General features: G+C 66.4%; 19 protein-coding genes. 11 read left to right on the top strand and 8 right to left on the bottom strand.

The window, feature by feature from the left end:
* Nucleotides 1-4: 4 nt before the first annotated feature.
* The 4 genes from CXB49_RS14275 to CXB49_RS14260 all read right to left on the bottom strand — a co-directional run bounded on the left by CXB49_RS14275 (nucleotide 5) and on the right by CXB49_RS14260 (nucleotide 4,728).
* On the bottom strand, nucleotides 5-1,111 hold the full coding sequence (locus CXB49_RS14275) for an efflux RND transporter periplasmic adaptor subunit (protein ID WP_101709028.1): 1,107 nt from the start codon (nucleotides 1,109-1,111) through the stop codon (nucleotides 5-7).
* Between the two features lie 76 nt (nucleotides 1,112-1,187).
* Entirely contained in the window at nucleotides 1,188-2,696 is a 1,509-nt protein-coding gene (locus CXB49_RS14270) for an efflux transporter outer membrane subunit (protein ID WP_233492811.1), read from the bottom strand.
* Nucleotides 2,697-2,894: 198 nt separating this feature from the next.
* Nucleotides 2,895-3,662, bottom strand: a complete 768-nt coding sequence (locus CXB49_RS14265) for a glycine betaine ABC transporter substrate-binding protein (protein ID WP_101709026.1) — start codon at nucleotides 3,660-3,662, stop codon at nucleotides 2,895-2,897.
* A 52-nt stretch (nucleotides 3,663-3,714) separates the two neighbouring features.
* Nucleotides 3,715-4,728: a zinc-binding alcohol dehydrogenase family protein gene (locus CXB49_RS14260; RefSeq protein WP_101709025.1), complete on the bottom strand. Its 1,014-nt coding sequence runs from the start codon at nucleotides 4,726-4,728 to the stop codon at nucleotides 3,715-3,717.
* Nucleotides 4,729-4,865: 137 nt separating this feature from the next.
* Here CXB49_RS14260 and CXB49_RS14255 point away from each other — a divergent pair, with 137 nt between their 5' ends.
* The 7 genes from CXB49_RS14255 to panD all read left to right on the top strand — a co-directional run bounded on the left by CXB49_RS14255 (nucleotide 4,866) and on the right by panD (nucleotide 10,621).
* Nucleotides 4,866-5,753, top strand: a complete 888-nt coding sequence (locus tag CXB49_RS14255; protein ID WP_233492810.1) for a LysR family transcriptional regulator — start codon at nucleotides 4,866-4,868, stop codon at nucleotides 5,751-5,753.
* A 126-nt stretch (nucleotides 5,754-5,879) separates the two neighbouring features.
* Nucleotides 5,880-7,238 carry a polynucleotide adenylyltransferase PcnB gene (gene pcnB, locus CXB49_RS14250; RefSeq protein ID WP_101709023.1) on the top strand — a complete coding sequence of 453 codons (1,359 nt, stop codon included), beginning with the start codon at nucleotides 5,880-5,882 and terminating at the stop codon, nucleotides 7,236-7,238.
* A complete protein-coding gene (gene folK, locus CXB49_RS14245; protein WP_101709022.1) occupies nucleotides 7,235-7,723 on the top strand; it encodes a 2-amino-4-hydroxy-6-hydroxymethyldihydropteridine diphosphokinase in 489 nt (162 codons plus the stop codon). Before pcnB ends, folK begins: the two co-directional genes overlap by 4 nt.
* 166 nt (nucleotides 7,724-7,889) lie before the next feature.
* The gene (locus tag CXB49_RS14240) at nucleotides 7,890-8,525 is read left to right on the top strand and encodes a deoxynucleoside kinase (RefSeq protein ID WP_101709021.1); all 636 of its coding nucleotides are present in this window, start codon (nucleotides 7,890-7,892) and stop codon (nucleotides 8,523-8,525) included.
* Between the two features lie 49 nt (nucleotides 8,526-8,574).
* Nucleotides 8,575-9,363 (top strand): 3-methyl-2-oxobutanoate hydroxymethyltransferase, encoded by a 789-nt coding sequence (panB, locus tag CXB49_RS14235; RefSeq protein WP_101709020.1) that lies wholly within the window; start codon nucleotides 8,575-8,577, stop codon nucleotides 9,361-9,363.
* Between the two features lie 19 nt (nucleotides 9,364-9,382).
* Complete coding sequence (panC, locus tag CXB49_RS14230; RefSeq protein WP_101709019.1) at nucleotides 9,383-10,216, top strand: pantoate--beta-alanine ligase; 834 nt, start codon at nucleotides 9,383-9,385, stop codon at nucleotides 10,214-10,216.
* Between the two features lie 24 nt (nucleotides 10,217-10,240).
* Nucleotides 10,241-10,621, top strand: coding sequence for an aspartate 1-decarboxylase (gene panD / locus CXB49_RS14225; protein ID WP_011135189.1), 381 nt, complete (start codon nucleotides 10,241-10,243; stop codon nucleotides 10,619-10,621).
* A 71-nt stretch (nucleotides 10,622-10,692) separates the two neighbouring features.
* Here panD and CXB49_RS14220 read toward each other — a convergent pair whose 3' ends face one another.
* On the bottom strand, nucleotides 10,693-11,490 hold the full coding sequence (locus CXB49_RS14220; protein WP_101709018.1) for an ABC transporter substrate-binding protein: 798 nt from the start codon (nucleotides 11,488-11,490) through the stop codon (nucleotides 10,693-10,695).
* 182 nt (nucleotides 11,491-11,672) lie between these two features.
* On the opposite strand from CXB49_RS14220, the gene CXB49_RS14215 reads away from it, so the two are divergent.
* Nucleotides 11,673-12,083 (top strand): GFA family protein, encoded by a 411-nt coding sequence (locus CXB49_RS14215; RefSeq protein ID WP_233492809.1) that lies wholly within the window; start codon nucleotides 11,673-11,675, stop codon nucleotides 12,081-12,083.
* Nucleotides 12,084-12,100: 17 nt separating this feature from the next.
* Here CXB49_RS14215 and rraA read toward each other — a convergent pair whose 3' ends face one another.
* Nucleotides 12,101-12,580: a ribonuclease E activity regulator RraA gene (rraA, locus tag CXB49_RS14210; protein WP_101709017.1), complete on the bottom strand. Its 480-nt coding sequence runs from the start codon at nucleotides 12,578-12,580 to the stop codon at nucleotides 12,101-12,103.
* A 98-nt stretch (nucleotides 12,581-12,678) separates the two neighbouring features.
* Nucleotides 12,679-13,977: an isocitrate lyase gene (gene aceA / locus CXB49_RS14205; RefSeq protein ID WP_101709016.1), complete on the bottom strand. Its 1,299-nt coding sequence runs from the start codon at nucleotides 13,975-13,977 to the stop codon at nucleotides 12,679-12,681.
* Between the two features lie 443 nt (nucleotides 13,978-14,420).
* Between aceA and grpE the strand changes: the two genes are divergently transcribed.
* The 3 genes from grpE to dnaJ all read left to right on the top strand — a co-directional run bounded on the left by grpE (nucleotide 14,421) and on the right by dnaJ (nucleotide 18,268).
* On the top strand, nucleotides 14,421-14,966 hold the full coding sequence (gene grpE, locus CXB49_RS14200; protein ID WP_101709015.1) for a nucleotide exchange factor GrpE: 546 nt from the start codon (nucleotides 14,421-14,423) through the stop codon (nucleotides 14,964-14,966).
* A 122-nt stretch (nucleotides 14,967-15,088) separates the two neighbouring features.
* Nucleotides 15,089-17,011, top strand: a complete 1,923-nt coding sequence (gene dnaK, locus CXB49_RS14195) for a molecular chaperone DnaK (RefSeq protein WP_101709014.1) — start codon at nucleotides 15,089-15,091, stop codon at nucleotides 17,009-17,011.
* Nucleotides 17,012-17,137: 126 nt separating this feature from the next.
* On the top strand, nucleotides 17,138-18,268 hold the full coding sequence (gene dnaJ, locus CXB49_RS14190) for a molecular chaperone DnaJ (protein ID WP_101709013.1): 1,131 nt from the start codon (nucleotides 17,138-17,140) through the stop codon (nucleotides 18,266-18,268).
* A gap of 121 nt (nucleotides 18,269-18,389) precedes the next feature.
* Here dnaJ and CXB49_RS14185 read toward each other — a convergent pair whose 3' ends face one another.
* Nucleotides 18,390-19,478 carry a porin gene (locus CXB49_RS14185; protein WP_101709012.1) on the bottom strand — a complete coding sequence of 363 codons (1,089 nt, stop codon included), beginning with the start codon at nucleotides 19,476-19,478 and terminating at the stop codon, nucleotides 18,390-18,392.
* Nucleotides 19,479-19,508: the final 30 nt, after the last annotated feature.

Genomic DNA, 19,508 nt, shown 5'->3' with positions numbered 1-19,508 from the left:
TGCCTCAGTGTTCTTGCGGCGTCGGGTTCGGGCTGTTGGCCGGCTGCACCGAATTGTTGACGGTCACCGGGGTGCCGGTCTTCAGCTTCAGCTGGCCGCTGGTCACCACTTCCTGGCCTTCCTTGATGCCGCTGAGTATGGCCACCTGGTCGCCGCGGGTTTCGCCGGTGGTGACGAAGGCCTGCTGCGCCTCGGGGCCGTTCTTGCCCTTGGCGACGATGAACACCGTCGAACCGTACGGATTGTAGGTGATGGAAGTCTGCGGCAGCGTCAGGTGGCGCTGCTTGCTGCCGACGTCGATGGTGGTGTTGGCGAACATGCCGGGCAGCAGCTTGCGCTTCGGATTGGCGACAGTGGCCTCGACCTGCACATTGCGGGTGGCCGGGTCTATCTTCGGGCTGATCGCGTTGATGCGGCCGCGGAACACCTCGGCGCCGAAGGCGTCGCTCTTCAGCGACACCGTCTGGCCGGCCCGCACCTGGCCGATCTGGCGCTGCGGCAGCGTGAAGTCGACATAGATCGGGTCTATGGTCTGCAGCGTGACGATCTTGTCGCCGGGATTCAGATACTGGCCCGGATTGACGGTGGTGATGCCTAGCCGGCCGGAGAACGGCGCGCGTATGGTTTTCTTCGCCACCAGCGCCGCCTGCTGCGCCACTTGGGCGGTCTTGCTCTTCAGGTCGGCGGCGTCGGCGTCCACCTGGGCCTGGCTGACGCCTTGCGCCGCCAGCTGGGCGCGGTCGCGCTTCAGCGTGGTGGCGGCCAGCTCGGCGGCGGCCTGCAGCGCGCGCAACTGGGCGAGGTCGGAATCGGCGTTCAGCTGCACCAGCACCTCGCCGGCCTTGACGTCCTGGCCGGACTTGAAGGCGACGTTGCGCACCTGACCGGCCACCTCGCTGCTGATGTCGACGCCGTGCACCGCGCTGAGCGTGCCCACCGAGTTCAGCTGCGGCTGCCATTCCTGTTGCTTGGCGACGGCGGTGGACACCGTCTGCGGCCCCGGCTTCGGCGCGCTGGCGATCAGTTTCTGTATGTGCAGGAAAAAGCCCACGCCCAGCACCAAAATCAGCGCCAGCACGCCGCCCAGCATGATCAACATTCGCTTGGTCATGATTTGTTTTCTTCTTTCAATGGCGATTCGGATTCCGTATTCCCGCGCCGCGGCGGCGCGGGCCTAAGTACTGCTGTCAGTTGTCGGCCGCGGCCGCGGGGTGGTTCCACCAGCCTCCGCCCAGCGCCACGAACAGCGCGGCGGTGTCGCTGTAGCGCGTCGCCTGCGCCTGGATCAGGCCGATGCGCGCCTGCTGGTAGCTGCGCTGCGCGTCCAGCAGCGCCAGATAGCTGATGCCGCCCAGCTTGTATTGCCGGGTGTTGACGTCCAGCGACTCGCGCGCCTGGCGTTCCGCGTCCGCCTGCGCCTTCAGCGCCAGCGCGTCGGCGTCGATCGCGCGCAGGCTGTCGGCGACGTTCTGGAAGGCCTTCAGCACGGTGGCGCGGTATTGCGCCTCGGCCTGCTGATAGGCGGCTTCCGCGCCCCGGCGCTTGGCGCTGAGGGCGCCGCCATTGAACAGCGGCTGGGTCAGCCCGGCGGTGATGCCCCACAGCGTGTTGCCGACGTCCATGCCCGGCAGCACCGTGTGCTGGGTGCCGTAGTTGCCGCTGATGGTGATCTGCGGGTACTGGTTGGCGGTGGCGACGCCGACATTGGCGCTGGCCTGGTGCAGCAGCGCCTCGCTGGCGCGGATGTCGGGACGCTGGCGCGCCAGCGCCGACGGCAGCGATACCGGCAGCTCGGCCGGCAGTTGCAAGGAGTCGAGATGGAATTCCGGCAGGCCGCCTTCGCCGGGGAAACGGCCGGCCAGCGCCGCCAACTGGTGGCGGGTCTGGGCCAGCGCCTTTTCCAGCGGCGGCAGCTGGGCGCGCGTCTGCGCCAGCAGCGTGCCCTGGCTCAGCGCGGCCGAGCGCGGCAGCGCGCCGAGCGCGACCTGCTTGTCGACGATGGCCAGCTGGGCCTCCTGCGCGGTCAGCAGCTCGCGCGTCGCCTGCAATTGGCCGCGCAGCGAGGCCTCCTGCACCGCGGTGGTGACGACGTTGCCGACCAGCGTCTGATAGGCCGCCTCGGTCTGGAAGCGCTGATAGTCCGCCGCCGCCATCAGGCCTTCCAGCTGGCGGCGCTCGCCGCCGAACAGGTCCAGCGTGTACGAGACGCCGACGGTGGCGCTGTAGACGTTGAATTCGTTGGGGGTTTCGCCGGTGAGGATGGCGCGCTGTCGACCGCCGCCCAGCTGGAGATTGACGCTGGGGAAATAGGTGGTGCCGGCGGCGGCGTTGTAGTTTTCCCGCGCCTGGCGCAGCGCCGCCTGGGCGGCGTCCAGCGACGGATTGTGATCGAGCGAGGCCCGGATCAGCTGATCCAGCGGTTCGGAATGGAACAGCTTCCACCATTCGGCGGGCAGGTCGCGGCCGTCTTCCAGCGTCTGGCCGACGCCGGCGGCGCCGACATGCTCGCCTTGCGCCGAGGCGGTCCGGCCGGGCACCGGCGTTTCGGTATAGGGACCGTCGGCCGCCTTGGGCAGCGCCGGGGTCTTGAAATCGGGTCCGACTGCGCAGCCGGCCAAGGCCAGCGCGACGGCCAGCCCGGCGGCGGCCTGTCGCAACGGCGGACGGATGCGGCGTGGATGCGGTTTGGAATGCACGGCATGCTCCTGGATGTGGGAAAAGCCAACAGGCCCGGGTGGGTCCGGCGTCGGCTTTTCTGAATATCTTCTCCTGGACGGGGCGCGGGGCGGGCCAGGGGATGAAGTCGCTATGCTCTATGGATTTTTGCCGTATGTCTACTGGGTTGATGTTACGGTCATGGAAATGTCGTTTTGTTGAATATTGCGGTCGCGGCTTCAAACCGGCAGTTTGCCGGCGGCCTCGCGCGGGTCCAGGCCCTGGCGCGCGATCAGATGGTCGAGGAAGGTCAGCGCGCGATTGCCCAGGCGCAAGGCGCGCAACTCGGCCTCGGCGGCCGCCGGCAGCCTGGCCAGCGCGTCCCTGCGGATAAGCAGCGTCGCCTCGTCGCGGCCGCGCAGCAGGCCGTCGGGGTCGGCCAGCTCGCGGATGCGGTGGCGCCAGTGCAGATACTGCGGCTGCCACAGCGGCACCACCGCCCAGTCGCGGCGCGCGACGGCCTGCTCGAAGGCGGCGACGCAGTCTTCCAGGCCGCCATTCGCGAAACGGTAGCCTGCTTGGTCCAGCCGGTAGCGTTCGACGATCTCGCGCGAGAAGCGGCTGATGCCGGCGCCCGGATTGATGCCCTGTATGGTCTTGACCATCCGCGCCGCGATTTCCGGCCTGGCGAGATCGGCCAGCGAGGCGACTGCCGACTCGGGCACGTAGTCGGGCACGCCCCACAGCGCGTACGGCGTGTACAGCACGGCCAGCTTTTCGACTTGGTCGGCGATAGGCGCGAGATAGCCGCCGTGGCTGCCGGGCAGCCAGGCGCTGCACAGCAGGTCGCCATCGCCGGCGGCCAGCAGTTCGAAGGCGCGCTCGTGCGGCGCGCGCCATTCGTCGACGACGACGCCGTGCTTCTCCAGCGCGGCGGCCACGACGGCGGCGCTGGCGGCGTGAAAGGACAGGTCTATCGTGATCAGCGTCAGGCGGGGCGGGGCCATGGCGTCTCCTGCTGGTGGAGCGGCCGCCCGGAGGCGGCCGCTTTGCTGCGGATCAGAAACCGGACAGCACGATCTTGCCGCGCGCGGTATTGCTTTCCAGCAGCGCGTGGGCGCGTTTCAGATTGGCGGCGTTGATCGCGCCGAAGCGTTCGGCGACGGTGCTTCTGACGATGCCGGCGTCGACCAGCCGGGCCAGCTCGCTCAGCAGCTTGTGCTGCTCGATCTGGTCGTCGGTGTCGAACATCGAGCGGGTGTACATGAATTCCCAATGCAGCGACAGGCTCTTGCGCTTCAGCAGGGAAACGTCCAGCGCCGCCGGGTCGTCGATCAGCGCCAGCTTGCCCTGCGGCGCCAGCGCCGCGACGATCTCGGCGAAATGGGCGTCGGTCTGGTTCAGGCTGGCGACATAATCGACCTGTCCCAGGCCGATGCGCTCGAGCTCGCGGCTCAGCGGCCGGCTGTGATCCACCACGTGGTGGGCGCCCAGCTCGGTCACCCAGGCCCGGGTCTCCGGCCGCGAGGCGGTGGCGATCACCGTCAGGCCGGTCAGTCGGCGGGCCAGCTGGATCATGATGGAGCCGACGCCGCCGGCGGCGCCGACGATCAGCAGCTTCTTGCCGGCCGGCCGGCCGTTGGCGAGCACCTGCAGCCGGTCGAACAACAGCTCCCAGGCGGTGATCGCGGTCAAGGGCAGCGCGGCGGCGGCCTCGAAGTCCAGGCTGTCCGGCATCTTGCCGACCAGGCGCTCGTCGACGGCGTGCAATTCGCTGTTGGCGCCGGGCCGTTGCAGCGCGCCGGCGTACCAGACGCGGTCGCCGGGCCGGAACAGGCCGGCCTGGCCGCCGACGGCGCGCACGACGCCGGCGGCGTCCCAGCCCAGCACGCGGGCCTGGCCGGCTTCCGGCGCCATATTGGCGCGCACTTTGACGTCGACCGGGTTGACGGAGACGGCTTTCACCTCGACCAGCAGGTCGCGCGGGCCGAGCTCGGGTTCCGGCAGCGTGACGTCCCGCAGCGCTTCCGGGTGGTCTATCGGCAGGTTCTGGTAGTAGGCGACGGCTTTCATCGGTTTTCCTTTCAGGTGTCGCGGCGAGGCGCGGTTGTCGATGGCTGTATCGTATTGCTATTTCTTTCTGTTGAAATCCGGCTAGAATTGGAATCAGTTTCAATATTCCTTTGATAAAAATGGTCAGGCTGGACGATTTGCAGGTTTTCATCGGCGCGGCCGAACTGGGCGGCCTGTCGGCGGCGGCGCGGCAGCTGGATCTGAGTCCGGCGGTGGCCAGCGCGTCGCTGAAGCGGCTGGAGCAGGCGCTGGGCACGCAATTGCTGGCCCGCTCGACCCGCAGCCTGAGGCTGACGCTGGCCGGCGAACGCTATCTGGACCATGCGCGCGCGGCGCTGGACGCGGTGCGGGCCGGCAGCCTGGCGCTGGAGGCGGAGAGGCTGGCCTTGCTGGGCGGCCTGTCGCTGTCGATGCCGTCAGATCTGGGGCGCAATCTGCTGCGACCCTGGCTGGACGCGTTCATGGAAGAGCATTCCAGGCTCAATCTGCAGTTGCGGATCAGCGACAGGGTCGCCGACCTCTACCGTCAGCCGGTAGACGTGGCCTTGCGCTACGGCGTGCCGGAGGATTCCAGCCTGGTGGCGCTGCCGCTGGCGCCGGACAACCGCCGCGTGCTGTGCGCGTCGCCGGACTATCTGGCCCGCCACGGCGCGCCGGCGTCGCCGCAGGCCCTGCGCGGCCACCAATGTCTGCGGCTGGTGCTGGGAACGGCGCTGCACGAGCGCTGGAGTTTCGAGCGCGGCGGCGAACGCCAGACGGTGGCGGTCGGCGGGCGCTGGCAGGGCGACGACGGCGAGATCGTGCGGCGCTGGGCGCTGGACGGAATGGGCATCGCCTACAAGTCCAGGCTGGACGTGCTGGCCGACCTGCGCGCCGGCCGGCTGCTCGAATTGCTGCCGGACTACCGCACCGAGGCGACGCCGCTGTGTCTGGTGACGCCGCACCGGCTGATGCTGTCGCCGGCGGTGACGGCGCTGCGCCAGCATCTGCTGGACAAGCTGGACGGCTACCTGGCCGAAGCGTAAATCGATAGCGGCGCCTTGCCGACAGAGGAGGGAAGCGATGTGTATTTTCCGCAAAGATTCGGGCTATAATCGCGGCCTCGAATCCCTAATCTTGCGAATCCAGCATTCCAAGTCACAATCTTCCACATGATCCGCAAGCTAATCCGTAAAGTCCTGGAACTGCCGATGGGCAAGCGCCGTGGCAAACCGCGCGTCTATCCGCTGCCGCAACACGGCATACGCCGCGACCAACTGAGCCAGGCCGCATTGCGCGTCACCTCCCGCCTGCAGGAAGCGGGCTACGCCGCCTACGTGGTCGGCGGCGCGGTGCGCGACCTGATGCTGGGCGTGTCGCCCAAGGATTTCGACGTGGCCACCAACGCCACGCCGGAGCAGGTCCACCACCTGTTCCGCCGCTCCCGCATCATCGGCCGCCGCTTCCGCATCGTCCACGTGATGATGGGCCCGGAAACGATAGAGGTGACCACCTTCCGCGGCGGCAGCGTCGACGACACCAATGAAACCGGCCGCATCATGGCCGACAACAGCTTCGGCAGCCAGGAGGAGGACGCGCACCGCCGCGACTTCACCGTCAACGCGCTGTTCTACGATGCGTCCGACGAGACCGTCATCGACTACCACAACGGTGTCAAGGACCTGCACGCGAAGAAGCTGGTGATGATAGGCCAGCCGGCGCGCCGTTATCAGGAAGACCCGGTGCGCATGCTGCGCGCGGTGCGGCTGGCGGCCAAGCTCGGCTTCGAGATCGACGCCGACACCAAGAAGCCGATCCGCGCCCACGCCCACCTGCTGAAGAAGGAGCCGCCGGCCCGGCTGTTCGACGAGCTGCTGAAACTGCTGCTGTCCGGCCACGCCTACGCCTGCCTGAAGAAGCTGCGGGAGGAGGGGCTGGCCCGCGGCGTGTTCCCGCTGCTGGACGCGGTGATGGACGACAAGGGCGGCGACGACGCCTTCCTGCGGCTGGGCCTGGACAGCACCGACGCCCGTCTGCGCGCCGACAAGCCGATTTCGGTCGGCTTCCTGCTGGCCACGCTGCTGTGGCGCCAGGTCAACCAGGGCTGGCAGCGCCGGCTCGCCGATGGCGAGAAGAGCTTGCCGGCGTTGCTGGCGGCCATTTCCGACGTCGAGTCCGAGCAGGACAACGATTTCGCCATTCCGCGCCGCTTCAGCGTGACCATGCGCGAAATCTGGACCTTGCAGGCCCGTTTCGACAGCCGCAGCGGCGCCCGTCCCTACCGTTTCCTGGAACAGCCGCGCTTCCGCGCCGCCTACGATTTCCTGGCATTGCGCAGCGAGGCCGGCGAAGTGCCGGGCGCGCTGGTCGAGTGGTGGGAGCGCTTCCAGCGCGCCGACGCCGACGAGTGCGAGCGACTGATCGCCGAGGCCAAGGACGCGGGCGGCGGCGACGAACCGGCGAAGAAGCGCCGCCGTCGGCGCAGCGGCGGCCGCCGCAAGGACGGGGGCGCAGAGGAGAGCGTCGAGTGACGCTGGCCTATGTCGCTCTGGGTAGCAACCTGGAGCAGCCGGACCGGCAGGTGAGGGCCGCGCTCGCGGCCCTTGGCCATTTGGCCGGCACCACGCTGCTGCGCCATTCCTCGCTGTATCGCACCACGCCGGTCGGCTATGCCGACCAGCCCGATTTCATCAACGCGGTGGCGCTGCTCGACACCGCGCTCCCGCCCGATGGATTGCTGGACGAGTTGCTGGCGCTGGAGCAGCGTTTCGGCCGCGAGCGCAGCTTCCGCAACGCGCCCAGGGTGCTGGACCTTGATTTATTGTATTACGACGGCATCTTTCTGGAAGATGCTCGGCTGACCCTGCCTCATCCGCGCATGCATCAGCGCGCCTTCGTGATGGCGCCGCTGGCCGAGATTGCCGCCGGGACGGTGCTGCCCGGCGTCGGCGACGTGTCGGCGCTGGCCGCCGCGCTCGGCGCCGACGGCATAGAGCGGCTGGACGTGGCCGACTGAAATCGACATGAGCCGGTTCAAGGTCTTGTCGCGGCCCGACGGGACGGCTGAAGCCGCAGGCTCTCGCGGCTTGTCGGGCTTCGTCCCTCCGCTTGGCATCCGGGCCGACGGCCGGGCCGCGCTGCTGGAAAAAAGACTTTGAACAGGCGCTAAGAACAGGAATCGTATGAGTCAATTGCGTTACGTGGTGGTCGAGGGGCCGATAGGCGCCGGCAAGTCGTCGCTGGCCCGCCGCTTGTCCGAGTACTGGGGCGTGCAGCTGAAGGTCGAGGACCCGGCCGCCAATCCGTTCCTGCCGCGCTTCTACCGCAATATGCCGGCGCACGCGCTGTCCACCCAGCTGAGCTTCCTGCTGCAGCGCGCCGACATCGCGCGCGAGATGCTGGCGGGAGATTTGCAGGCGGCGCCGCTGGTGTCGGACTTCCTGTTCGACAAGGACCAGCTGTTCGCCCGGCTCAATCTGGACGAGCATGAGCTGGCGCTGTACCAGCGGCTGGCGCCGCAGGCGCTGCCGGAATACCCGGTGCCGGATCTGGTGATCTATCTGCAGGCGTCGGAGGACATCCTGCTGCAGCGGGTGGCCGCGCGCGCGATCGACTACGAGGTGAACTTCCCCGAGGGCTATCTGAAGCGCGTGCATGCCGGCTACAGCGAATTCTTCCATCAGTACGAGTCGGCGCCGTTGCTGATCGTCAACACCGACCACCTGAATCTGGTGGACGGCGACGAGGACTTCGAGTTATTGATCCGCTGCATCGCCGAAATGCGCGGCCAGCGCAGCTATTTCAACAAGAGCGTCTGACCGGGGCATCCCGCGCGGCGCCGCAGATGGAACACGAGGAAGTCGAGAAATGAAAATAACCGTCAACACCTTGCACAAGCTGGCCGAGGAAGGCCGGAAGATCACGATGCTGACCTGCTACGACGCCAGTTTCGCCAGCCTGCTGGACGAGGCAGGCGTCGAAATCCTGCTGGTCGGCGATTCGCTGGGGCCGGTGATGCAGGGCGTGGACTCCACGCTGCCGGTCAGCGAGGAGGACATGCTCTACCACGTCCGCTGCGTGGCCCGCGGCGCGAAGAACGCGCTGATCCTCGGCGACATGACGTTCGGCGCCTATCAGCAAAGTCCGCAGCAGGCCTTCGCCCACGCCGCGCGCCTGCTGCAGGCCGGCGCCCACATGGTCAAGCTGGAGGGCGGCGCCTATATGGCCGAGACCACCCGCTTCCTGGTCGAGCGCGGCATCCCGGTGTGCTCGCACATCGGCCTGACCCCGCAGTTCGTCAACGCCTTCGGCGGCTACCGCGTGCAGGGCCGCGGCGACGACGCGCAGCGCATCGTCGCCGACGCCAAGGCGCTGGCCGAGGCCGGCGCCAGCCTGGTGTTGATGGAGTGCGTGCCGGCGGCGCTGGCCAGGGAGATCACAGAAACCGTCAAGGTGCCGACGATAGGCATAGGCGCCGGCGTCGACGTGTCCGGCCAGGTGCTGGTGCTGCACGACATGCTGGGCGTGTATCCGGGCAAGAAGGCCAAGTTCGTCAAGAACTTCATGGACGAGGCCGGCAGCATCCAGGGCGCGGTCGAAGCCTATATCAAGGCGGTGAAGGACCAGACCTTCCCGTCCGCAGAACACACTTACTAAGCCCGGAAGAGAACGAGAGATGGAAATCATCCGTAGCGTGGCCGAGATCCGCGCCTGGCGGAAGGCGGCCGGCAAGGTCGCCTTCGTGCCGACGATGGGCAATCTGCACGAGGGGCATCTGAAGCTGGTGGCCGCCGCGCGCGAGCAGGCGGACAAGGTCGTCGTCAGCATCTTCGTCAACCGGCTGCAGTTCGGCCAGGGCGAGGACTTCGACGCCTATCCGCGCACCTTCGAGGCCGATTGCGACAAGCTTCGCGCCGCCGGCGTCGACGCGCTGTTCTTCCCGACCGAGCGCGAGCTGTATCCGCGGGTCAGGCAGGACTTCAATATCGAGCCGCCGCACATCCAGAACGAGCTGTGCGGCGCCTTCCGGCCCGGCCACTTCCGCGGCGTCGCCACCGTGGTGACCAAGCTGTTCAACATCGTGCAGCCGGACCTGGCCTGCTTCGGCAAGAAGGATTACCAGCAGCTGCATGTGATTCAGGCGATGATAGACGATCTGAACTCGCCCATCGTCATCGTGCCGGTCGACACCGGCCGCGCCGACGACGGCCTGGCGCTGTCGTCGCGCAACGGCTATCTGTCGGCCGCCGAGCGGGCCGAGGCGCCGCGGCTGTACCGCAATCTTGCGGCGATGCGCGACGGCCTGCTGGCCGGCAGCCAGGACTACGCCGCGCTGGAGGCCGCCGCGCGCGACGACCTGGCGGCCGCCGGCTGGACCGTCGACTACGTCGAGGTGCGCCAGGCCGACACGCTGGAAATCGCCCACGCCGGCGAGAAGCGGCTGGTGGTGCTGGCCGCCGCGCGGCTGGGCAAGACCCGTCTGATCGACAATATCGAAGTGTTCCGCTGAGGCGGAGCGACAAGGAAGGCCATCATGCAACGCAATATGCTGAAATCCAAGCTCCACCGCGTGACCACCACGCATGCCGAGCTGCATTACATCGGATCCTGCGCGATAGACGAGAACCTGCTGGAAGCGGCGGACATTCTCGAATACGAGGAAGTGCAGATCTGGAACGTCACCAACGGCGAGCGCTTCGCCACCTACGCGATCAAGGCCGAGCGCGGTTCCGGCGTGATCTCGGTCAACGGTTCGGCCGCGCGCCGCGCCGCGCCGGGCGATCTGTTGATCATTGCCTCGTTCGCGCAGTACGAGGACGCCGAGCTGAAGGGCCATTCGCCGAAGCTGGTCTTCGTCGACGGCGACAACCGCCTGACCGAGGTGAAGGGCGCGACGCCGACCCAGCCGGCCTGATCGTCCGCGTTTTCGCCATCGCCGCGAGGCAGCCTGGAGGCTGTCCGCGGCGATTTGCTTTTGGACGCGGCCTAGCGCTTCACGTATTTGGCCAGCAGCCGGGCCAGCTGCCCTGAGCGGCGCATCGCGTCCAGCTCCTCGTCCACCAGCCGCCTCAGCTGCTCGCCGCGAGGATTGCTGCGGCTGAATATCATGTGGAAGGGATTGGCGTTGGCGCCGGGCAGCGGCAGATGGCCGATGTCCGCGTCCCAGGCGGCGTCCAGCACGCCTATGCTGGCCAGGCCGATGATGACTTCGTAATCCTCGGCGAACACGTCCAGCCGGCCGGCCTTCATCATCTTGATCAGTTCGGGGTAGCTGGCGGCCAGTATCATCCTGCCCTTGTCCACCGCCTCCAGCTTGGCGTAGGCGTAGCCTTTGACGCCGCCGAGCCGATAGCGGTTGAGATCGGACTGGGCATCCAGCTTCAGTCCCCGGGGGAAGCGGTTTTTCGCGTAGAACGCGTAATAGTGGGTCTGATAGTAGGGCGCGGAAAACAGGAACCGCTTCTCCCGTTCCGGGCTTTTGCTGGCGCTGAGCGCCATCACGTAGTTCTCTCCGGCCTCTATCGAGGCCAGGCAGCGTTTCCACGGCGGCAGCGTGATGGTGAACGGAATGCCGTGCTTGGCCAGGATGGCGCCTATCACCTCGACGGAGAAACCGGTGATCTCCGTTGTCGGCTTGCCGTCGACGCGGCGGTAGTAGGTGAACGGCGGCCACTCCTCGCCGTCGTCGCAGATCGCTACCGGGGAGCGGTCCGCTTCTGCGGCCCGGGCGGTCGCGTGCGGCAGCGCCAGACAGAGCAGCAGGGAGGCGAGAGTTGGGCGCATGATGGTTTTCCGGTGGCGGGCCTATTTCATTGTATGTGATGTCGGCCACATGTCCCGGCGGCGGACAAGGTCGGCCGCGATGGTTTTTTTGCACTTGCAGCATGGCTGAGGCATAGTGAAAGAAACGGGGTCGGGCGCCGACGGCGGCCCGACGGTGGCGCATCGTTGCAACGGAGGCGGGCATGCTGATGGGGCTGACTGGCGGTTGCTTGTGCGGTGCGGTGCGCTACCGTTTGCGCGGCACGCCGTTTCATATCACCCACTGCCATTGCCGCAGCTGCCGGCGCGCCAGCGGCGCGGCCTTCGTCACCTGGTTCACGATGCGGGTGCACGAACTGGAGTGGCGCGGCGAGAAGCCGACGCAATACCATTCCTCTGCCGCGGTGTCGCGCGGCTTCTGTCCGCACTGCGGCTCCACGCTGACCTATTTCCACGAATCCGATCCGGAAGAGATCGACATCACCGCCGCCTCGCTGGACACGCCGGAGATTCTGGTGCCGGAGCATCACACCTGGTGGGAGCAGCGGCTGGAGTGGGGCACCGCCAACGCCCAGGGCGTGCTGCCGGTGCATCCTCGCAGCGGCGGCTACTGATCGTCTCGGCAGGCTTATCAGATCAGCTCGCGGGCGCTGACGATGACGCCGTCCTCGTCGGCGTACAGCCAGTGGCCCGGCAGGATGTCGCAGCCGGCGACGCGCAGCGGCAGCTCCCGCTGGCCGGCGTCCAGCTTCACCGACTTGCGCGGGTGCGTCGCCAGCGCCTTGACGCCCAGCGGCAGCTTGCCCAGCGCCGCGCTGTCGCGCACGCAGCCGTCCAGCACCAGCCCGGCCCAGCCGTTCTTCACCGCCAGCTCGCCCAGTTGATCGCCCAGCAGCGCGCAGCGGCGCGAGCCGCCGCCGTCTACCACCAGCACCCGGCCGCGTCCGGCCTCGCCCAGCATCGCGCGCACCAGGCTGTTGTCCTCGAACAGCTTCAGCGTGGCGATGGGGCCGTGAAAGCGGATGTTGCCGCCGAACGATAGAAAGATCGGCTCCAGCACCTGGATTTCGGCGTCGAAGGCGTCGCACAGATCGGTGGTGGCCAGGCTCATGTCGTTCTCCGTTCAAATGTGAAAATGCCGCCCGGCCGTGAGGCGGGGCGGCACCGCCCGCGGGGTACGCGGGCCTTCGGTTCGCCGCTTATGGCGGCTTAATGGAACTGCTCTTCCTCGGTGGAGCCGGTCAGCGCGGTGACGCTGGAGGCGCCGCCCTGGATCACGGTGGTGACGTCGTCGAAGTAGCCGGTGCCGACTTCCTGCTGGTGCGACACGAAGCTGTAGCCGCGGTCGCGGGCGGCGAACTCCGGCTCCTGCACTTTTTCGACATAGGCGGACATGCCGCGCGCCACGTAGTCCTGCGCCAGGTCGTACATGTTGAACCACATGCTGTGGATGCCGGCCAGCGTGATGAACTGGTACTTGTAGCCCATCGCGCCCAGCTCGCGCTGGAAGCGAGCGATGGTGGCGTCGTCCAGATTCTTTCTCCAGTTGAACGACGGCGAGCAGTTGTAGGCCAAGAGCTTGCCCGGATGCTTGGCGTGGACGGCTTCGGCGAACTTGCGGGCGAACTCCAGGTCCGGCGTGCCGGTCTCGCACCACACCAGGTCGGCGTAGTCGGCGTAGGCCACGGCGCGGCTGATCGCCTGCTCCAGGCCCTTCTTGGTCTTGTAGAAGCCTTCGGCGGTGCGCTCGCCGGTCAGGAACGGCTCGTCGTTCGGGTCGACGTCGCCGGTCAAGAGGTCGGCCGCCTCGGCGTCGGTGCGGGCGATCACCAGCGTCGGCACGCCGTAGACGTCGGCCGCCAGACGCGCGGCGATCAGCTTCTGGATCGCCTCCTGCGTCGGCACCAGCACTTTGCCGCCCATGTGGCCGCATTTCTTCACCGAGGCCAGCTGGTCCTCGAAGTGCACGCCGGCGGCGCCGGCGCGTATCATCGACTTCATCAGCTCGTAGGCGTTCAAGACGCCGCCGAAGCCGGCTTCGGCGTCGGCGACGATGGGGGCGAAGTAGTCGACGTAGGCGCTATCGCCCGGTTCGAGGCCCTTGGCATGCTGGATTTCGTCGGCGCGGGTGAAGGTGTTGTTGATGCGCTCCACCACCTTGGGCACCGAGTCCACCGGGTACAGCGACTGGTCCGGATACATCGCCGAGTATTCGTTGTTGTCGGCGGCGACCTGCCAGCCGGACAGATAGATCGCCTTGACGCCGGCTTTCACCTGTTGCATCGCCTGGCCGCCGGTCAGCGCGCCCAGACAGTTGATGTACGGCTCGTGGTTGACCAGCTGCCACAGTTTTTCGGCGCCGCGGCGGGCCAGCGTGTGTTCGATCTGCAGCGAGCCGCGCAGGCGCTCGACGTCGGCGGCGCTGTAGCCGCGCTTGATGCCTTTCCAGCGCGGATTCTCGTCCCAGTCCTTCTGAATGGCTGCAATGCGTTGTTCGCGAGTCGTCATGTTTGGAACCCTTCTCGAAACGTTTCTGTGCTCGCCGGCCGGGGCCGGCGTCCTCATAGCGGTAAAGCGCATCCGGTGTTCCGGATTTTTGTCGAAACCGGGCTTGATCGGCCCGATTTTTCTCGGCCGCCGGCAGCGCGCCGTTGCGGCGCCGCGGCGGTTTGCTGCGTGGCGTGGGCCCATTATAAGCACAAAAAAAACGCGTTGTGTGCAGTGCAGCACAGAAAAAACACTGTGTTTTCATAAGCTAACAAAACACGGTTTTAAACGAATCGACGGGCGCGCGGAAATGTTTTCAATGCGAAAAAATGACAGTTGAAATACGCGCATCGCGCGGCGTCATCTTTCGCCGGAGATAAGCGCGCAGGGCTTGAAATCGCCGCAAGAGTCCCTACCTTGGGTCTGGACATCAAATTTAGCCGGTGCAATTCCAAGGAAACGTCATGCAAGAAAATCTGAATCCGGCGGCCGAAGCCGTAGCCGATGAAGCGACCGATGCCGCCAGCGCGGCGCATACCGAGCTGGAGCAGACCCCCGAGCAGCATATTGCCGGGCTGGAAGCCGAAATCGCCGAACTGAACGACACGCTGCTGCGGGCCCGCGCCGAGATGGAAAACCAGCGCCGCCGCGCCCAGGACGAAGTGGCCGCCGCGCACAAATACGCGATCGGCAAGTTCGCCGCCGAGCTGGTGACGGTCAAGGACTATCTGGAAATGGCGCTGCTGGACCAGAGCGGCCAGATCGACACGCTGAAGATGGGCGTGGACATGACGCTGAAGCAACTGGTCTCCGCCTTCGAGAAGGCCCAGATCAAGGATATCGCGCCGAAGGCCGGCGACAAGCTGGACCCGCACCAGCACCAGGCGATGAGCGCCGAGGCGTCCGACGCCGAGCCGAACACCGTGGTGCGCGTGATGCAGAAGGGCTATCTGCTGGCCGACCGCGTGCTGCGTCCGGCGATGGTGGTGGTGGCCAAGGCCAAGGAATGAAAAAAGGCGCATGCCCGCCTCTTGAAAAGACGGGCATAGCCAATATTTATTGAGACAACAGGTTCCGGCTATCGACAAGAACAGCGCCGGACGGAAACGAATCGGAAGAAAGGAATTGAATCATGGGTAAAATCATCGGTATCGATCTGGGCACCACCAACTCCTGCGTGGCGGTCATCGAAGGCGGCAATCCGAAAGTAATCGAGAACGCCGAGGGCAACCGCACCACGCCGTCCATCATCGCCTACGTCGAAGACGGCGAGATCCTGGTCGGCGCGCCGGCCAAGCGCCAGGCGGTGACCAATCCGCGAAACACCATCTACGCCGCGAAGCGCCTGATCGGCCGCCGCTTCGAGGACAAGGAAGTGCAGAAGGACATCGACCTGATGCCCTTCGAAATCCTGAAGGCCAAGAACGGCGACGCCTGGGTCAAGGCGCGCGACCAGGAACTGGCTCCGCCGCAGATCTCCGCTGAAGTGCTGCGCAAGATGAAGAAGGCCGCCGAGGACTACCTGGGCGAGGAAGTGACCGAGGCGGTGATCACCGTGCCGGCCTACTTCAACGACAGCCAGCGCCAGGCCACCAAGGACGCCGGCCGCATCGCGGGTCTGGAAGTGAAGCGCATCATCAACGAGCCGACCGCGGCCGCGCTGGCCTTCGGCCTGGCCAAGCAGGAAGGCGACCGCAAGATCGCGGTGTACGACCTGGGCGGCGGCACCTTCGACGTGTCCATCATCGAAATCGCCGATGTGGACGGCGAGCACCAGTTCGAAGTGCTGTCGACCAACGGCGACACCTTCCTGGGCGGCGAAGACTTCGACCAGCGCGTGATCGACTACATCGTCACCGAATTCAAGAAGGAGCAGGGCGTCGATCTGAAGCAGGACGTGATGGCGCTGCAACGTCTGAAGGAAGCCGCCGAGAAAGCCAAGATCGAGCTGTCCAGCGCGACCCAGACCGAAGTGAACCTGCCGTACATCACGATGGACGCCACCGGTCCCAAGCACCTGGCGATGAAGATCACCCGCGCCAAGTTCGAAAGCCTGGTCGACGACCTGATCGTCCGCTCGATCGAGCCGTGCCGCGTGGCCTTGAAGGACGCCGGCGTGTCGCTGTCCGACATCACCGACGTGATCCTGGTCGGCGGCCAGACCCGCATGCCGAAGGTGCAGGACGCGGTCAAGGAGTTCTTCGGCAAGGAGCCGCGCAAGGACGTGAACCCGGACGAAGCGGTGGCCGTCGGCGCCGCGATCCAGGGCTCGGTGCTGTCCGGCGACCGCAAGGACGTGCTGCTCTTGGACGTGACCCCGCTGTCGCTGGGCATTGAAACGCTGGGCGGCGTGATGACCAAGCTGATCCAGAAGAACACGACGATCCCGACCAAGGCGTCGCAAACCTTCTCCACCGCCGACGACAACCAGACCGCGGTGACCATCCACGTGCTGCAGGGCGAGCGCGAGAAGGCCGCGGCCAACAAGTCGCTGGGCCAGTTCAATCTGGGCGACATCCCGCCGGCGCCGCGCGGCATCCCGCAGATCGAGGTCGAGTTCAACATCGACGCCAACGGCATCCTGCACGTGTCGGCCAAGGACAAGGCTTCCGGCAAGCAGGCCAACATCACCATCCAGGCATCGTCCGGTCTGTCCGAGGCCGAGATCGAGCGCATGGTGAAGGACGCCGAGGCCAATGCCGAGGAAGACAAGAAGCTGCATGAGCTGGTGACCGCGCGCAACCACGCCGAAGGTCTGATCCACAGCATCAAGAAATCGCTGTCCGAGCACGGCGACAAGATCGGCGCCGACGAGAAGGCCAAGATCGAATCGGCGCTGAAGGAAGCCGAGGACGTGGTGAAGGGCGACGACAAGGAAGCGATCGAAGCCAAGGCCGAGGAACTGGCCAAGGCTAGCCAGAAGCTGGGCGAGATCATGTACGCCCAGGCGCAGACCGAAGCGGGCGCCGAGGGCGGCGCGCAGCCGGAAGCCGACAAGAAGGACGACGGCAACGTGGTGGACGCCGAGTTCGAAGAAGTGAAAGACAAGAAGTAAGCGTCTGGTCTCACTGATCGAGGCACAGGGAATGGGGGAGGCGTCTCCACCGGCCTCTGTGCCTTTGCCGTATCGAGCGACACGGTTGCGCCGGGCAGGACCGGGCCGACCAGAGAGTGAAAGACAATGTCGAAAAAAGATTATTACGATGTGCTGGGCGTCAATCGCGATGCGTCGGAAGACGACATCAAGAAGGCCTATCGCAAGCTGGCGATGAAATACCATCCGGACCGCAATCCGGACAGCAAGGAAGCCGAAGACAAGTTCAAGGAGGTGAAGGAAGCCTACGAGATCCTGTCCGACGGCCAGAAGCGCGGCGCCTATGACCAGTTCGGCCATGCCGGCGTCGATCCGCAGGCCGGCGGCGGCGGACAGGGCTTCGGCGGCTTCGGCGATTTCGCCGACATCTTCAGCGACATCTTCGGCGGAGGCCGCGGGGCCGGCGCGGGCGCGGGCGGCGGACGTTCCAACGTCTACCGCGGCGCCGATCTGCGCTACAACATGGAAATCTCGCTGGAAGAGGCGGCGCGCGGCTGCGAGAAGCAGATCCGCATTCCGTCGCACGAGGCGTGCTCCACCTGCAACGGCAGCGGCGCCAAGCCGGGCACCCAGCCCAAGACCTGCTCGACCTGCGGCGGCCACGGCCAGGTGCGGATGAGCCAGGGCTTCTTCTCGATCCAGCAGACCTGCCCGACCTGCCACGGCAGCGGCAAGCAGATCTCCGATCCGTGCACCAGCTGCCACGGCGCCGGCCAGAAGAAGACCACCAAGACGCTGAACGTGAAGATTCCGGCCGGCGTCGACGAGGGCGACCGCATCCGTCTCGGCGGCGAGGGCGAGCCGGGTCAGAACGGCGGTCCGGCCGGCGATCTGTACGTGGTCACCCATATCAAGGCGCATGCGGTGTTCCAGCGCGACGGCATGGACCTGCATTGCGAGATGCCGATCTCGTTTTCGACGGCGGCGCTGGGCGGCGAGGTGGAGATTCCGACGCTGGACGGCATGGCCAAGGTCAAGATCGCCGGGGAAACCCAGAGCGGCCGCGTCTATCGTCTGCGCGGCAAGGGCGTCAAGGCGGTGCGCGGCAGCGAGTTCGGCGATCTGCACTGCCATGTGATCGTCGAGACCCCGGTCAAGCTGACCGAACGCCAGAAGGAGCTGCTGCGCGAGTTCGAGGCGATCAGCCAGGGCGACGTGGCCACCCACAATCCGCGCTCGAAGTCGTTCATGGACAAGCTGCGCGACTTCTTCGAATAAGCGGCGTCGATGCCGCGGCGAGAGCCGGCCCGAACGGGCCGGCTTTTTTTATCGGCGCCGAAAGCGAGACAGCCGCCCCGAGGGGCGGCTGTCCGCACATTCCATGACTTGCCGGGGGCGCTTAGAAGTTGTGCTTCATCATCGCCCAGATGGTGGACGAGGTGTCCTTGGCGTGGCCGTTGGCGAACTGCGCGTCGCGGTTTTCCTTCACCTGGCCGTAGCCGGCCTGCAGCAGCGTGCGCTTGCTGACCGTGTAGTCGAGCGCGGCGGCCCACTGGGTGGCGCCCAGGCTGTAGCGCACGCCGTCCACCTTGGCGTCGCCGCGCTTGGAGTAGACGATGGACGGCTTGAAGTTGCCGAAGGCATAGGCCAGGTTGACCGCCCAGGTCTGGTTTTCCAGCTTGTTGCCGCCGGTGGCGATGGTCGGAGTCAGGCTGGCGATGCCCGGCAGCGCCTGGGCGTTGCCGTACAGCGTCACCCATTGATAGGTGGCGGCCAGGTACAGGTTGTTGGCGTTGTAGCCGCCTTCGATACGGTTGGTCGAGCTGTTGCTGCCGCCCTTGGTGTTCATCGCGCCGGCGTAGGCCCAGGAACCGAAGAAGCCGCTGTTCTGGTAGGCGAGGCGCAGGCCGACCTTGTCGCCCTGTTTCATCTGGCCGGCGGTCTGGCTTTCGCCGGCGCCGTAGTGGGCGGTGAGGTTGAAGCCGTACAGGTCCGGGCTGTCGTAGCGGATGCCGTTCTTGAAGCGGGAGTCGCCGTAGGCGCCGAACACGTCGGTGGCTTCGTACAGCGGGAAGCCGGTGCCCATATTGTCGCGGAACGGGCCGTACAGGTTGTCGGTGGATTCGCTGTCGCCGAGCACGTCGGTCAGGTAGCCGACGCGCAGCTTGCCGAAGCCGCCTTCTACGCCGACAAAGCTCTCGCGGCTGGCCAGCTTGCCGGAGTCGGTGCTGGCGAAGCCGGAGGTGCCGTCCATCGACAGGCCGGTTTCCACCTGCCAGATGGTTTTCAGGCCGTTGCCCAGGTCTTCGTTGCCCTTGAAGCCGATGCGGCTGCCGAAGTCGTCGACGCCGAAGGTCGAGGTGTAGTTGTTGGTGCTGTTCTTGGTGCTGGAAATACCGGCGCGCAGCGAGCCGTAAAGGGTCACGTCGGCGTGGGCAAGCGCGGGCACGGCTGCCGCGACGGCGGCGGCGATGATGATCTTTTTCATCTCTATCTCTCCTCTATCCTTTGTTTTTTG

The organism is Chromobacterium sp. ATCC 53434, from assembly GCF_002848345.1.
GTDB lineage: Bacteria > Pseudomonadota > Gammaproteobacteria > Burkholderiales > Chromobacteriaceae > Chromobacterium.
This window is presented reverse-complemented; position numbering and strand designations above follow the sequence as displayed.